The sequence below is a fragment of the Sphingomonas phyllosphaerae genome (assembly GCF_036946485.1).
In the GTDB taxonomy this organism is placed as follows: domain Bacteria; phylum Pseudomonadota; class Alphaproteobacteria; order Sphingomonadales; family Sphingomonadaceae; genus Sphingomonas; species Sphingomonas phyllosphaerae_E.
This window is the reverse complement of the sequence record NZ_JAQIJA010000006.1, coordinates 768,254-783,312: the sequence shown is the minus strand read 5'-3', so window position 1 is coordinate 783,312 and position 15,059 is coordinate 768,254. Positions and strand designations below refer to the sequence as shown.

Sequence of the window (15,059 nt, the reverse complement as noted above, 5' to 3'; positions counted from 1 at the left end):
AGCCGGCGCGGATTACCCGAACCGCGACAGATCGAACGGGGAAAGATCGTAAGCCGGCACCTCGCCCAGTAGCGACGCCGCCAGCGCCTCGCCCGTGGTCGCCGACAGCGTCAGCCCCAGATGCTGGTGGCCGAACGCATAGGCGATCGCGCCCTTGCGCCCGATCGCGGGCAGATAGTCGGGCAACGTCGGCCGGGCGCCCATCCACGGTTCGATCGGATCGCGCAGCGGCAGCCCCAGCGCCGCCACATGCGCGCGCAGCCCGCGCCCATTTGCGCGGATCGGCGGGGGTTTCGACCGCCGCGAACTCGACGATGCTCGCCGCGCGCAGCCGTCCGGCGAAGCGGGTGACGATCATCGAGCGGTCCTCGAACACCACCGGCGGCTGATCGGCGGGCCAGTCGCCGGGCTCCCCCTCGATATGATAGCCGCGCTCGGCGATCAGCGGGGCACGCAGTCCCTGCGACTCAACCAGCGGCGCGGATGCGGCACCCGCCGCGACCACCACGACATCCGCGTCCCAGTGGCTGCCATCTTCCAGCGTCACGGTCGCGCCATCGGCAGCCGCCGCGATCGACCGCGCGCGGCCATAGACCCGTGCGCCGCCCTGCGCGGCAAAGCGCGCGGCCAGCGTCGCGCCCAGCGCGCCCGTGTCGGTGATCTGCCCGCTGCCCTCGACGCGCACCGCCCCCGCGATCGGCGCGGTCGTCAGCGTGCGCAGCCGCGCGAATTCCTCTGCGGTCACGTCGCGCACCGTCGCCCCGCCCGTGTCCGCCGCCAGCCACGAAGCGCGGCCCTGCGCCGCGCTTTCCGGTGTCTCCCAGACGATGAAATGCCCGTCGAGCCGCAACAGCTCGGGCGCTCCCGCCTCCGCCAGGACGCGCTGCCACGCCGGGATCGCGGTGGCGAGCATCGCCGACAATGCGGTCTTCCCGCGCGCGAACCGCGCCGGCGTGCTGGCGCGCAACAGCCGTACCGTGAACGGCAGCCAGCGCCGGATCGCACGCGCCGGCAATGCCAGCGCCCCGCCGCGCGAGAACAGCCGCTTCGGCACGCTCTTCACCGTCGCCAGCGACGCGAGCGGCTCGACCTGCTCGACCGCGATATGCCCGGCATTGCCCCACGACGCGCCGCGCCACGGGGCATCGGGGGCGACGATCGTCACCTGCGTGCCGCGCCGCTGGAGCGCCAGCGCGACATTGAGCGCCACCACCCCGTCCCCGACGACGATCGTCGAGCGGATCATGCCTGCGCCCGCACCAGACTACGCGTGCGGCCGTAGGCGAGATAGAAGACGACGCCGAGCACGTTCCACAAGGCGAACCGCTCCAGCGTATGCGTCGGCAGGCTGACCAGCAAATAGATGCAGCCGAGGATCGCCAGCGTCCCGACCAGCATCGGCGCCGGACAGCGGAACACGCGCTTCAGCTCGGGCGCACGCTTGCGCAGCACCATCATGCACGCCGCCACCGCGATGAACGCCAGCAGCGTCCCTGCGTTCGCCAGTTCGGCGATCTCGTCGAGCCGGAAGAACCCCGCCACCGCTGCGACGAACACGCCGGTCACCATCGTCACCAGCGCGGGCGAGCCGGTCCGCGCCGACACGCGGCTCAGGGATCGCGGCAGCAGCCCGTCGCGCGACATCACGAAGAAGATGCGGCTCTGCCCGTACATCATGACAAGGATCACCGAGGGCAGCGCGATCAGCGCCGCCAGCCCGATCGCCCACGCCGCGAACGGATGCTGAAGCGTGCGCAGCACATAGGCGAGCGGCTCGGCCGATTTGCCAAGATCGATATAGCTCACCGCGCCGATCGCCGCGACCGCGACGCCCATATAGATGGCGGTGCACGCCGCCATCGATCCGACGATCCCGATCGTCAGGTCGCGCCCGGGATTGCGCGCCTCCTCTGCCGAAGTCGCGACCGCGTCGAAGCCGTAAAAGGCGAAGAACACGATCGCCGCCGCCGCCATCACCCCGCGCGTCGCGCCGCCCTCGACATGGCTGCCGAAGCCATAGGGCATGAACGGCTCGAAATTGCCGCCGTTGAACGCCGGCAGCGCGACGACGACGAACACGCCCAGCGCGACCATCTTGATCGCGACCAACACGATGTTGAACGTTGCGCTCTCCTTGGTCCCGGCGACCAGCATTCCCGCGATCCCCAGCGCGACCAGCACCGCCGGCAGATTGACGATCCCCCCGCCATGCGGCCCGGACAGCAGCACCGCGGGCAAATGCACGCCCGCGCTCTGCAACCAGCCGACCAGATAGGCCGACCAGCCGACCGCCACCGTCGAACAGGCCAGCGAATATTCGAGGATCAGGCTCCATCCGACGATCCACGCGATGCTCTCGCCGATCACCGAATAGGTATAGGTATAGGCGCTGCCCGCGGTCGGGATCAGCGTCGCCATCTCCGCATACGCCAATGCGGCACAGGCACAGACCGCGCCGGCGATCGCGAACGACAGGATCACCGCCGGCCCCGCCCGGTCCGCGCCGACTCCGGTCAGCGTGTAGATGCCGGTGCCGACGATCGCGCCGATCCCAAGCGCGATCAGATGCGGCCAGCTCAGCGTCTTGCGCAGCTTGCGGTCCGGATCGGCTTCCCGCGCATCGAGCGGCTTCCGCGGCCCCAATATCCCTCGTGCCACATGCCCCTCCCGTTTTGTCATCTATCAAGCCGCCATTGCGAGCGAAGCGAAGCAATCCAGGGCGTCACGCGCCGGACTCTGGATTGCTTCGCTTCGCTCGCAATGACGGCAAGGTTGTTCAAACCACCGTGAACCCGCTCCAGAACGGATCCTCGCGGTCGATCCAGATCGTGTTGAACCCGGTCGCGATCGCCGAGCCTTCGATCGACGGCACGATCGCGGCCTGCTCGCCGATCACCGTCTCCGCCTCGACCCGCCCGATGAAGCGGCTGCCGATATAGCTCTCATGCACGAAGCGGTCGCCGACCTTCAGCCGCCCGGTCGCCGCCAGATGCGCCAGCCGCGCCGAGGTGCCGGTCCCGCACGGGCTGCGGTCGATCGCGCGCTCGCCGTAGAACACCGCGTTGCGCCCATCCGCGCCCTCGCCCTTCGGCTTGTCGGCCCACAGCACATGGCTGACCCCGCGGATCGTCGGCTCGAGCGGATGGACCGGCTCATAGACCGCGCGCACCAGCTCGCGGATCGTCCGGCTCAACTCGACGATCCGCGCCGCGCCGAGATCGTCGAGCCCGGTGTACGCGCCCTGCGGCTCGATGATCGCGTAGTAATTGCCGCCATATGCGACATCGATCGACAGCGCGCCGAACCCCGGCACGTCGATCTTCAATCCCTGCGTCGCGAGATAGGCGGGCACGTTGCGGATCTTCACCGAGCGAACCCGGTTGCCCTCCGCGACATACTCGATGTCGATGACCCCGGCGGGCACCTCGACGCGCAGCCGCCCGGGCTCGCGCGGGGTGATCAGGCCGTTCTCCAGCCCGAAGGTGATCATCCCGATCGTCCCGTGCCCGCACATCGGCAGGCACCCGGACGTTTCGATGAACAGGATCGCCGCATCCGCATCGCCGCATGGCGGGTAGAGGAACCCGCCCGACATCATGTCGTGCCCGCGCGGCTCGAAGCACAGGCCGGTGCGGATCCAGTCGAACCGCGCCAGGAAATCCTGCCGTCGCTCCGCCATGCTGGCGCCCCGCAGCAGCGGAGCGCCGCCGGCCACCAGACGGACGGGATTGCCCGCCGTGTGGCCGTCGATGCAGAAGAACGTGTGGCGCATCAGGCCGCGACTGCTTCCTTGAGGACCGGCCGCGTCGCCGCGCACTTCTCGACCATCGCGATCACCTCGGCGCGGCGTGCGCCTTCCAGCGGCAGACGCGGCAGACGCACGCGCTCCGACCCGCGGCCCATGATCTCTTCGGCCAGCTTGATCGACTGGACCAGATCATGCTCGGCATCCAGGTGGAGCAGCGGCATGAACCAGCGGTAGATGCGCCGCGCCTCTTCCCAGTCGCCACGATAGACTGCCGCGATCAGCGCGACCGATTCCTGCGGGAAGGCGCTGGTCAGCCCCGAAACCCAGCCGGTCGCGCCGAGCAACATGCCCTCCAGCGCAACGTCGTCCAGCCCCGCCATCACGACATAACGGTCGCCGAAACGGTTGATGACGTCGGTGAAGCGGCGCGGATCGGGTGCGCTTTCCTTGACCGCGACGATGTTCTTGACCGGCTCCAGCAGCTCCAGCGTGTTGAAATCGACCGAGACGCGATATGCCGGGGGGTTGTTGTAGAGCATGATCGGCAGCCCGGTCGCCTCGGCGACGGTGCGGAAGTGCGTCGCCAGCTCGTTCGGCGTCGGGACATAGACCATTGCCGGCAGCAGCATCAGTGCGTCGATGCCGATCTCCTCGACTTCCTTCGCAAACGCCGCAGCGCGACGCGTCGTGAATTCCGACACGCCGCATACCAGCGGCACGCGGCCGCCAACCGCCTCGACGCCCGCCCGCAGCACCGCATGCTTCTCTTCGACGTCTAGCGAGTTGTTCTCGCCACAGGTACCGAGCAGGATCAGCCCGTCCACGCCGTCTTCGACCAGCGCCACCAGACCGCGCTGCGTCGCATCGATATCGACCGAACCATCAGCCGCGAACTGCGTCGTCGCTGCGGGATAGACGCCCGTCCACATGCTCGAACCTGAAACCACATCATCCTCCTGAACAATGATGTTCGTATACGATATAAGGTCAGGTTCTCCAAGCTAATTGTGCAGGTGCACTGCAAACGTCCGCGCCAGGCCGTGATATAGTTTCTCACGACAAATGAACTGGCTGGCGCCATCGGCGACAAAGGCGGTGGCGAACATCGGCAGCATCAGTCAGCGGCTGCCGGTGGTCTCGGCCAGGATGATGACCGCCGTCAAGGGTGCGCGCACCACCCCGGTGAAATAGCCGACCATGCCGAGGATCACGACCGCCGAGGCGGGTGAGCCGGCGAAGATCGGGCGCAGCAGATTGCCGATCCCCGCTCCCACCGCCAGCGATGGCGCGAAGATCCCGCCCGGCAATCCGGCGATCGCGGTTGCAAGCGTCGCCAGCAGCTTGGCCGGCCCGAACCACAGCGGCGCGTCGACCCCGCCGATCATCGCCCGCGCCGCGCCATAGCCGGTGCCCCAGGTCAGCCCGGTTCCGCATCCCAGCGCCGCGACCACCACGCCGCAGCCGATCGCGAACCAGACCGGGCGGTGCTTGCTCCATGCCGCCAACGGATGCGCGCCATTCACCAGCGCCAGCATCACGCGCGCGAACGCGCCGCCCGAAAGGCCGCCGACCAGCCCGGCGACCCCCGCGACCACCAACGCCGATCCGATCGGCATATGTGCGCCGACCAGCCCGAAATAGACGTAATCGCCCTGCACCGACTGCGCGACCATTCCCGCGATCACGATCGCGCCCACCACCAGCAGCGTCACCTTCTGCTCATAGGCGGAGGCGAGTTCCTCGATCGCGAACAGCAAACCAGCCAGCGGCGTGTTGAAGGCCGCCGCCACTCCCGCCGCGCCGCCCGCGATCAGCACGCCCGCGCGCAGCGGCACGCGTAGGATACGGTGCGTCAGCCCCATGATCGCGGCGGCGATCTGCACCGTCGGCCCCTCGCGCCCCACCGATGCACCTGCCAGCACCGCGGCCAGCGTCAGCACGGTTTTGCCGATGACGGTGGGAAGCGACACCAGCGAGCGTGTCGCCGCCTCGGGATCGGCCTGCGCCGCCATCACCTGCGGAATGCCCGATCCGCGCGCCAGCGGGACATATCGCCGCGTCAACCACACCAACGCCCCGAAGGTCAGCGGCGTCGTCAGCAACGGCACCCAGCGATGCTGTTTTGCCAGCCCCGCGAACAATTCGCCGCACGCATCCGCCGCCAGCGCGAAGACGGTCGCCGCCAGCCCGATCGCCACCGCGCCCATCAGGATCGCGAGCCGCGCCCGCAGCCGCCGCGCGCGCGGGCGCTGCGACCGGCGCAAGGCCCGCATCCGCGCCGGCGTCCAGCCAAAGAGCCCGCCGCGCGATGAAGATTGCTCCGCCATACCGTCGCCTTACACGCGCGCGCCGCCAAATGGCCAGCAGGGACCCCGCCGCCGCGCCGACCGTTCCATCGCTACAAAGGTGTAACGACTCGGACGATGGCGATTTGGCGGGACAGGGAATGACGACGCTCGCTCAAGCGCCTTCCGCGCGGCGGCACAAATTGCAGCGCTGGTGGTCGCTGTGGGTGACGGGCGGGGTGGATCACGACGCGGTGCTTCGCCAGATCGCGGGCGACTCCGGCTGGTCGGGGCGCTATGCCTTTCTGATCGTCATCTCGGCGGCGATCTCGTTGCTGGGACTGCTCATGCCCTCGGTCGCGGTGCTGATCGGCGCGATGCTGCTCTCGCCCCTGATGATGCCGATCATCGGGCTCGGCTTCGGCATCGCCACCTTCGATACCGTCGCGATGCGGCGCAGCGCCACCGCGCTGCTCGCGGGCGCGGCGATCGCGATCGCGCTGTCGGTGGTGTTCGTCGCGCTCTCGCCGATCCAGACCATCACCAGCGAAATCGCCGGGCGCACCCGTCCGACGCTGTTTGACCTGCTCGTCGCCCTGCTCTCCGCGGTGGCGGGTGCCTATGCGCTGATCCGCGGGCGGGGCGGCACGGTCGTCGGCGTGGCGATCGCGATCGCATTGATGCCGCCGCTCGCCGTCGTCGGCTTCGGGATCGCGACCCGCAACTGGACGGTCTTCGCGGGCGCGCTGCTGCTGTTCACCACCAACGCGGTCACCATCGCGCTCACCGCGGCGCTGGTCGCGCGCCTCTATGGATTCGGCAGCCATCTGTCGCGGCACCATACCGGGTGGCAGCTTGCCTTGTTCGTCGGGGCGGTCGGGCTGCTGTCGCTACCGCTCGGCGCCGCCCTGCGCCAGATCGCCTTCGAGGCGGTCGCGCAGCGGCAGGTCCGCGATACGATCCGCGATCGCTTTCCCGATGCGGCGCGGCTCGGGCAGCTCGACATCGATTATGCCCGCGATCCGATCCGCGTCCGCGCCGTCGTGCTGACCCCGACGCTCGACCCGCAGGCCGATCGCGTGCTGATCGCCGACCTGCGCGCGCGGCTCCAGCGTCCGATCGACCTGCACGTCGATCAGTTGCGCGTCTCCCCCGATGCCAGCGGGGTCGAGGCCGCGCAGATCGCACGCGCCACCACCCCCCGCGACAATGGGCCGAGCGATAATCGCGACCGCGCGGCGGCCGATCTCGCGCTCATCGCCGGGGTTGCACAGAATGCGGTGGCGATCGACGCGGGCGACCGCACGTTGCGGGTCACCGCCGCGCCGCTGCCCGGACTGGGGTTGACCGGCTATCGCGCGCTGGAGGCGCGCGCCGATCGCCTGCTGACGCAATGGCGCATCCTGCTTGCCCCGCCCGCCGACACCCCGCTGCCCGCGATCACGGTCGATCAGGGCGTGATCGACGTCGCCACGCTGGACGCGCTGGCATGGGGCGCGATCCGCCTCGATCGCGCGCTGTCGATCGAAGGCGGCACCACGGCGCAGCGCCGAGCGGTGACCGAGGGCCTGATCGCCCGCGGCGCACGAGCGGAACCCGGCCCCGCTACCGGCCGCCTGCGCGCAATCTGGCAGCCCGCGACCACGCCGCCGACAGGCTCGGCTCCCGAGCCGTCTGCCGCGCCCTAGAGCGTGACGACGTCCACTTGATCCGTCATTGCGAGCGTAGCGAAGCAATCCAGGGCGTCCTGATCAGGCTCCGGATTGCTTCGCGACGCCCGCAATGACGGATCAACCCGAGGTCATCACACTCTGAACGTCCGTCATCGCAAGCCTGGCGAAGCGCTCGCCCTGACGAAGAAACACAAGGCCCGCGGGCCTTCTCGACGCCCCCGACCCAATCGATCTTCGGTCAAAGAGCGCTCCGCCGCCTACATCTCCCCGCGCGCGTGGCGGATCGCATACCACTTCTTCACATTCGCATTATGCTCGGCCAGCGTGTCGGCGAAGACGTGCCCGCCGCTGCCGTCCGCGACGAAATACAGCGCCTTGGTCTGCGCCGGGTCGAGCACCGCGTCGATCGACAGCCGTCCCGGATTGGCGATCGGCCCGACCGGCAGTCCCGGCGAGGCATAGGTGTTATATCCGTTCTTGGCGCGCAGCTCCGACTGGCGGATGCGCCGTCCCAGCGGCCGCCCCTTGGTAATCGGATAGATCACGGTCGGATCGGCCTGCAACGGCATCCCGAGCCGCAGGCGGTTGCCATAGACCGCGGCGACCGTCCGCCGCTCCTCCGGCTTGGCGGTTTCCTTCTCGACGATCGACGCGAGGATGATCGCCTGCGCGGGCGTCGTGACCACCGCGCCCGGCTTGCGCGTCTTCCACGCCGCGGCGAGATATTTCGTCATCGCCGCCTGCATCCGCGCCAGCACCGCCGCGCGCGGCTCCCCGCGCTCGAACGCATAACCGTCGGGCAGCACCGAGCCTTCGGCGGGCACCTTGACGTCGCCGGTCAGCGTTTCCGCCTTCATCAGCGCGTCGCGCACCATCACCGACGGCAGCCCCTCCGGCACCACCACCAGCCGCTGCACCGCCTTTCCGCCCTGCAGGATCGCGAGCACCTGCGCCGCGCTGGCGTGCTCGGGGAAGGCATATTCACCCGCCTTGATCGGCGCGCCCGACCCGAAGATGCGCGCCTGCAACCGGAAGCGGCCGGCCGAGCCGATCACCCCGGCCTTCTCCAGCGTCCGTGCCGCGGCGGCGAGGCTCGATCCTTCGGCGATCTCGACATTGGCGGCGCGCGGCAACGGCCCCGCGCCCTTCCAGCCATATCCGACCCAGAAGCCGGCCGCGATCAGCAGCAGGCCGGCGACAAGAGCGAAGCAGCCGAGCCTGCGCATGGGTCGAGCCTCAGAGCGCCTTCATCACCAGCGACGCATTGGTGCCGCCGAAGCCGAACGAATTGTTCAGCACCGCGCGCACCTCGCGCTTCTTGGCATGATGCGGCACCAGATCGACGCCCTCGGTGCCCTCGTCGGGATTGTCGAGGTTGAGCGTCGGCGGCACGATCTGGTCGCGCAGCGCGAGGATGCAGAAGATGCTCTCTACCGCGCCCGCGCCGCCCAGCAGATGCCCGATCGCCGACTTGGTGCTCGACATCGACGCCCCCGACAGATCGTCGCCGAACACGCGCTTCGCCGCCGCCAGTTCGATCGTGTCGGCCATCGTGGAGGTGCCGTGCGCGTTGATATAGTCGATGTCGGCCGGGGTCATCCCCGCCTTGCGCAGCGCCATCCGCATCGCCAGCTCCGCGCCCTTGCCCTCGGGGTGTGGCGCGGTGACGTGATAGGCGTCGCCCGACAGGCCGTAACCGACCACCTCGGCATAGATTTTCGCGCCGCGCGCCTTGGCGTGCTCATATTCCTCGAGCACGATCACGCCCGCGCCCTCGCCCATCACGAAGCCGTCGCGATCCTTGTCGTACGGACGGCTGGCCTGTTCGGGGCGATCGTTCATGCTGGTGTTGAGCGCGCGCGCCTGCGCGAAGCCGGCGACGCCGAGCGGGTTGACCGTGCTCTCCGCACCGCCCGCCAGCATGATGTCGGCGTCGTCGTCGCGGATCATCCGCGCCGCGTCGCCGATCGAATGCGCACCGGTCGAACAGGCGGTGACCACCGCGTGATTCGGCCCCATCAAGCCGTATTTGATCGAAACCTGCCCCGAAATCAGGTTGATGAGGCGACCGTGGACGAAATGCGGGCTCACGCGGCCCGGACCGCGCTCGTGCAAATTGACCGACTCGATCTCGATCCCCGGCAGCCCGCCGATCCCCGAGCCGATCGACACGCCCGCGCGCATCCGCGTCTCTTCGTCCATCTCGGTCAGCCCGGCGTCTTCCAGCGCCTGCCCCGCGGCGTCGATCCCATAGACGATGAACGGGTCGACCTGCCGCTGGACCTTGTGGTCGACGCGCTTGTCGGGGTCGAAACCGAACTCATGGTCCTTCGGCTTCACCTCGCACGCGATCAGGCACTTCTGCCCGGTGGTGTCGAAGCGCGTGATCGGACCCGCGCCCGATTTCCCGGCGATCAGGTTCGCCCAGGCGGTTTCCACATCCGCCCCGAGCGGGGTGACGAGACCAAGTCCGGTGACGACGACGCGACGCATAGGCTTCCCTTCTTCCCGCCCCTTGCGCCTCTCCCACGCATCCGGCGGTCTTCATAAACGAAACGGCTCCCCATCCTCTAGCGAAGGACGGGAAGCCGCTCAAATCTGTTCGACGACCGGGCGTCGGCAGGGGCGCAACGCCCCGCCACCCGGCGCATCAAGGCCTTAGCCCTTGTGCTCGTCGATATAGGTGATCGCGTCCTTGACGGTCGAGATCTTCTCGGCGGCGTCGTCCGGGATTTCCACCCCGAATTCTTCCTCGAACGCCATGACCAGCTCGACGATGTCGAGGCTGTCCGCGCCCAGATCGTCGATGAAGCTGGCGTCCTCGGTCACCTTGTCGGCTTCGACGCCGAGATGCTCGACGACGATCTTCTTCACGCGGTCGGCGGTCTCGCTCATAACTTTCCCTCTTTCGATTTGGGGGGGTGATTTAAATTTCCTGAACGCAGGTAGAGCCCGTCGACCCGCCTGACAAGTCCGCGCGTGCGGTGCCTGCCGGGCGGAAGGCTCAAACCATCGCCATCCCGCCGTTGACGTGGATGGTCTGCCCGGTGACGTAACCGGCCTCCTTGGACGCCAGATACACGACCGCGGCGGCGATGTCCTCGCCCGTCCCCAGATCGCCCGCCGGGATGCGCGCCGTCAATTGCGTTTTCTGCGCCTCGGGCAGACCGTCGGTCATCGCCGAGCGGATGAAGCCGGGCGCGACGCAATTGACGGTGATGTTGCGGCTCGCCAGTTCCTGCGCCAGCGCCTTCGACATGCCGACCAGCCCGGCCTTCGACGCGGCATAATTCGCCTGCCCCGGATTGCCGGTCTGCCCGACGACCGAGGTGATCGAGATCACCCGGCCGAAGCGCTGCTTCATCATCGGCTTGGCCGCGGCGCGGATCAGCCGGAACGCCGCTTCGAGATTGACGCGGATCACCTGATCCCATTCGTCGTCCTTCATCCGCATCGCCAGATTGTCGCGCGTGACGCCGGCATTGTTGACCAGCACGTCGATCCGCCCGCCCAGCGCCGCCACCGCCTGCGGCACCAGCGCGTCGACCGCGGCGGCATCCGACAGATCGCACGGGACCGCGACATGCCCCTCCCCGCCCAGCTCGCCGAGGAACGCCTCCAGCTTGGCGACGTTCGACCCCGACACCGCCAGCCGCGCGCCCTGCGCCGCGAGCCCCTTGGCGATCGCCGACCCGATCCCCCCCGAAGCGCCGGTCACCAGCGCGGTCATGCCTGTAAGGTCGAACATTGGTTACTCCTGTAGCTCAGATTGATTGTTCGCGCAGAGACGCGGAGGCGCAGAGGGGTTGGTGATTGTTGACCAGTCGGCGAATGCCTTCCTTCAGGGTGGCTCCGCCGAAATTGATAAGCAATCCAACCCGTCGATCGGTGAGGCGCAGGTACGTCAGCAACTGCTTGGCATGAGCGGCCGTCGGCCGCTCGACGGACTTGATCTCGACGATCAGTCGATCGTCCACCAGCAGATCGATGCGGAACGCGTTCTCGAACCGCATATCTTCGAAGCGGATCGTGACCGGAACCTGTGTTTGCACCGTGTAGCCCATGCGGGCGAGCTTGGCCGCCAACACCGTTTCATAGACGCCCTCAAGCAACCCCGGCCCGAGGTCACGATGCAACCTGATCGCGACATCGACCACGTCGCCGCTGATGCGGTCAATATCGCGAGCCACCACCTCTCTGCGCCTCCGCGTCTCTGCGCGAGATCAAAACTTCTTCAACACCGCCTCGATATCGTCCATCGACACCACGCTCACCGCCTCGACATCCGGCGCGATGCGCTTGACCATTGGGGCCAGCACCTTGCCGCCGAATTCGACGAACTCGGTCACCCCCGCCTCGACCATCGCCAGCACCGACTCGCGCCACCGCACGCGCCCCGTCACCTGCTCTACCAACAGCCGCCGGATCGCCCCCGGATCGGCCACCGCCGCGGCGTCGACGTTGGCGAACACCGGCACCAGCGGCGCGCGCAGATCGGCCTCGGCCAGCGCCCCCTCCATCGCCCGCGCCGCATCCTCCATCAGCGCGCAGTGGAACGGCGCCGACACCGGCAACAGCACCGCGCGCTTCGCGCCCATTTCCTTGGCGAGCGCCACCGCCCGCTCCACCGCGACGCGATGCCCGGAGATCACCACCTGCGACGGATCGTTGTCGTTGGCGACCGTGCACACCAACGTCTCGCCGGTCTCGGTCAGGAGCAGATCGACCGCTGCGCCCGCGATCGCCTGCGCCTTCTCGACGTCCGCGCCGAGCAACGCCGCCATCGCGCCTTCACCGACCGGCACCGCCGCCTGCATCGCCCGCCCGCGCGTTTTGAGCAGCCGCGCGGTGGTGCCCAGATCGAACGTCTCCGCCGCGCACAGCGCGCTATATTCCCCCAGCGAGTGGCCGGCGACATAATCGGCCTTCTCGGACAGCCGCACGTTGCCCTCGCGGGTCAGCACGCGCAGCGTCGCGATCGCATTGGCCATGATGGCGGGCTGCGCATTCTCGGTCAGCGTCAGTTCGTCGGCCGGACCTTCCGCCATCAGCCGGCGCAGATTCTGCCCCAGCGCCTCGTCGACCTCGCCGAACACCTCGCGCGCCACCGCCGAGGCATCGGCCAGCGCCACGCCCATGCCGACCGCCTGGCTGCCCTGACCCGGAAAGATGAACGCACGCATGATGTGTCTCCGTATGAAGGCCGCGCTGCTAGGCCGCGCGCCCGCATCGGGTCAACCACTGGCGATTCGGCGCGCTTTCTGGCATAGGGATGCCACAAGTCCCGAACGTTGAATCCAACGCGCGATCGTCTCAACATTCGCAACATTCGCGCCTCAACATTCGGTTGCGCCGGACGCGATTTGCCGTCATAGCGCGACGGCGTCGGGCGGAAGGGAATCACCCTTGCCGCCCTTTGCCATTGGAACGACAGCCGGAGGGGCGTTGCGCATGGGGCGCACGTCAGCGATCGGCCAACATGAAGGTACATGCATGGCTCTGTACGAGCATGTGTTCCTTGCGCGCCAGGATCTGGCACAGGCGCAGGTGGACACGCTGGCGGAAACCGCCACCAAGATCGTCGAGGAACGTGGCGGCAAGGTCGTCAAGACCGAGACCTGGGGCCTGCGCTCGCTCGCCTATCGCATCGCGAAGAACCGCAAGGCGCACTACGTGATGCTCGAGATCGACGCACCGGGCGACACCGTCGCCGAGCTGGAGCGTCAGACCAGCATCAACGAGGACGTGATCCGCTACATGACCGTCCGCGTCGACGGCCATGAAGAAGGCCCGACCGTGATGATGCGCAAGCAGGAGCGCGACCGTGAGCGCCGCAGCGACCGCGAAGGCGGCCGTGGCGAGCGTGGTGACCGCGGCGATCGTGGCCCCCGTCGTGACCGTGAAGAGGAGGCCGCATAATGGCGCGTCCGTTTTTCCGCCGCCGCAAGTCGTGCCCGTTCAGCGCCAAGGATGCGCCCCGGATCGACTATAAGGACGTCCGTCTGCTCCAGGGCTTCGTGTCCGAGCGTGGCAAGATCGTTCCGTCGCGCATCACTTCGGTGAGCGCCAAGAAGCAGCGCGAGCTGGCGCAGGCGATCAAGCGCGCCCGCCACCTGGGCCTGCTGCCCTACGTCGTGAAGTAAGGAGAAGAGCAGATGGATATCATCCTGCTTGAGCGCGTCGAGAAGCTCGGCGGCATCGGCGACGTGGTGAAGGTCAAGGACGGGTTCGCCCGTAACTACCTGCTGCCGAACAAGAAGGCGCTGCGCGCCAACGAAGCCAACCGCAAGGTGTTCGAGGCGAACCGCGCCCGCATCGAGAGCGAGAACGCCAACCGTCGCGGCGAGGCCGAGAAGGAAGCGGGCTCGTTCAAGGACGCGCAGATCACGCTGATCCGCCAGTCGTCGAACACCGGCCAGCTGTACGGCTCGGTTGCGGTGCGCGATCTGGTCGAGGCGCTGGTGGCCGACGGTCACAAGGTGACCAAGAGCCAGGTGGTGCTGGACCGTCCGATCAAGTCGATCGGCCTGTACGACGTCAAGGTGCAGCTGCACCCGGAAGTCGCCGTGACCGTCAAGGTCAACGTCGCGCGCTCGCCCGAAGAGGCCGAGATGCAGTCGGCCGGCGTTGACGTCATGCAGCAGGTCTTCGAGGAAGGCCGCGATCAGGGCGGCTTCACCGAGGATTACGATCCGAATGCCGAGCCGGGCGCGACCGCCGAGGCGCAGTCGGACGACGCGCAGGGCTGATCGCCCCACGCATCGCCTGCAAGAAAAAAGGCCCGCCCGGATCGCTCCGGGCGGGCCTTTCCTTTGGGGCACCGCCACTTCGGGGGGGGGGGGGGGGGGGGGGACGGCGGTGCCTTCGGGGGGCCGTCAAACCTTGGGATCAGGGCACGTTCCAGACAGCACCGACCACCGCAACGAGCGGCAGAAGCGCGAGAGCGAGGGGCGTGAGCGTCTTCAACATGGCGACCTTTGCGAGCCGTTATCGTCGATGGCTGCACAATCGCTGCCGCGGCCAAAGGTTGCGCCACGCTGAACGAATTTCGATCCGCCGACCGGCCTCTCCGTTGCGACGAGTTGAGGCGATGGCGCCGGAACACCACCGCGACCGGCAGGTTCTTCCATCACTCGCCGCTCCGTCGAACGCGGCATCATTGTCGAAGCGTAGGAAGTACATCGTGCAGGCGAAGGAGCGGGAGCGTCAGGAGCAATTGAGCAACATGGGAAGGGCGCTGCGCTCCAGCCTGCGCGTTCCGACCGACACCTATATCACCGGCGACATCCCCACCCTGCTCACCTTGCTGGCACAGGTTCCCGCAGTACCGGAGCGAGAGCGCCGCTGAACCGA

15 protein-coding genes and 1 pseudogene are annotated in these 15,059 nt (G+C 68.2%); 5 read left to right on the top strand and 11 right to left on the bottom strand.

What is annotated here, in order from left to right; translation table 11 throughout:
* The 5 genes and pseudogenes from PGN16_RS19400 to PGN16_RS19380 all read right to left on the bottom strand — a co-directional run.
* Positions 1–1,246: NAD(P)/FAD-dependent oxidoreductase (locus tag PGN16_RS19400; protein ID WP_335310970.1), on the bottom strand; the 1,246-nt coding region annotated here is incomplete at its 3' end.
* A complete protein-coding gene (locus PGN16_RS19395) occupies positions 1,243–2,679 on the bottom strand; it encodes an amino acid permease (RefSeq protein ID WP_443019687.1) in 1,437 nt (478 codons plus the stop codon). The genes PGN16_RS19395 and PGN16_RS19400, both read right to left, overlap by 4 nt.
* A gap of 97 nt (positions 2,680–2,776) precedes the next feature.
* Positions 2,777–3,772, bottom strand: a complete 996-nt coding sequence (locus tag PGN16_RS19390; RefSeq protein WP_335310969.1) for a 4-hydroxyproline epimerase — start codon at positions 3,770–3,772, stop codon at positions 2,777–2,779.
* Positions 3,772–4,677, bottom strand: a complete 906-nt coding sequence (locus tag PGN16_RS19385; protein WP_335310998.1) for a dihydrodipicolinate synthase family protein — start codon at positions 4,675–4,677, stop codon at positions 3,772–3,774. The genes PGN16_RS19390 and PGN16_RS19385 overlap by 1 nt, the downstream gene beginning before the upstream one ends.
* Before the next feature lie 72 nt (positions 4,678–4,749).
* A pseudogene (locus tag PGN16_RS19380) lies at positions 4,750–6,021 on the bottom strand (chloride channel protein).
* Between the two features lie 173 nt (positions 6,022–6,194).
* On the opposite strand from PGN16_RS19380, the gene PGN16_RS19375 reads away from it, so the two are divergent.
* Positions 6,195–7,721 (top strand): DUF389 domain-containing protein, encoded by a 1,527-nt coding sequence (locus PGN16_RS19375; RefSeq protein WP_335310968.1) that lies wholly within the window; start codon positions 6,195–6,197, stop codon positions 7,719–7,721.
* A 242-nt stretch (positions 7,722–7,963) separates the two neighbouring features.
* On the opposite strand, the gene mltG is transcribed toward PGN16_RS19375, so the two are convergent.
* The 6 genes from mltG to fabD all read right to left on the bottom strand — a co-directional run bounded on the left by mltG (position 7,964) and on the right by fabD (position 12,889).
* The gene (gene mltG, locus PGN16_RS19370) at positions 7,964–8,932 is read right to left on the bottom strand and encodes an endolytic transglycosylase MltG (protein WP_335310967.1); all 969 of its coding nucleotides are present in this window, start codon (positions 8,930–8,932) and stop codon (positions 7,964–7,966) included.
* A gap of 10 nt (positions 8,933–8,942) precedes the next feature.
* The gene (fabF, locus tag PGN16_RS19365; protein WP_335310966.1) at positions 8,943–10,199 is read right to left on the bottom strand and encodes a beta-ketoacyl-ACP synthase II; all 1,257 of its coding nucleotides are present in this window, start codon (positions 10,197–10,199) and stop codon (positions 8,943–8,945) included.
* Between the two features lie 165 nt (positions 10,200–10,364).
* Entirely contained in the window at positions 10,365–10,601 is a 237-nt protein-coding gene (locus PGN16_RS19360; protein WP_028056834.1) for an acyl carrier protein, read from the bottom strand.
* Positions 10,602–10,710: 109 nt separating this feature from the next.
* Complete coding sequence (gene fabG / locus PGN16_RS19355; protein WP_335310965.1) at positions 10,711–11,454, bottom strand: 3-oxoacyl-[acyl-carrier-protein] reductase; 744 nt, start codon at positions 11,452–11,454, stop codon at positions 10,711–10,713.
* A gap of 16 nt (positions 11,455–11,470) precedes the next feature.
* Positions 11,471–11,896, bottom strand: a complete 426-nt coding sequence (locus PGN16_RS19350) for a GxxExxY protein (RefSeq protein WP_335310964.1) — start codon at positions 11,894–11,896, stop codon at positions 11,471–11,473.
* Between the two features lie 33 nt (positions 11,897–11,929).
* Positions 11,930–12,889 carry an ACP S-malonyltransferase gene (gene fabD / locus PGN16_RS19345; protein ID WP_335310963.1) on the bottom strand — a complete coding sequence of 320 codons (960 nt, stop codon included), beginning with the start codon at positions 12,887–12,889 and terminating at the stop codon, positions 11,930–11,932.
* A 310-nt stretch (positions 12,890–13,199) separates the two neighbouring features.
* Here fabD and rpsF point away from each other — a divergent pair, with 310 nt between their 5' ends.
* From rpsF to PGN16_RS19325, 4 genes are all read left to right on the top strand, one after another.
* Positions 13,200–13,625: a 30S ribosomal protein S6 gene (gene rpsF / locus PGN16_RS19340; RefSeq protein WP_184504386.1), complete on the top strand. Its 426-nt coding sequence runs from the start codon at positions 13,200–13,202 to the stop codon at positions 13,623–13,625.
* Entirely contained in the window at positions 13,625–13,849 is a 225-nt protein-coding gene (rpsR, locus tag PGN16_RS19335) for a 30S ribosomal protein S18 (RefSeq protein ID WP_007403456.1), read from the top strand. The genes rpsF and rpsR overlap by 1 nt, the downstream gene beginning before the upstream one ends.
* A 12-nt stretch (positions 13,850–13,861) precedes the next feature.
* The gene (gene rplI / locus PGN16_RS19330; protein WP_335310962.1) at positions 13,862–14,455 is read left to right on the top strand and encodes a 50S ribosomal protein L9; all 594 of its coding nucleotides are present in this window, start codon (positions 13,862–13,864) and stop codon (positions 14,453–14,455) included.
* Between the two features lie 203 nt (positions 14,456–14,658).
* Positions 14,659–15,054: a hypothetical protein gene (locus PGN16_RS19325; protein ID WP_335310961.1), complete on the top strand. Its 396-nt coding sequence runs from the start codon at positions 14,659–14,661 to the stop codon at positions 15,052–15,054.
* Positions 15,055–15,059: the final 5 nt, after the last annotated feature.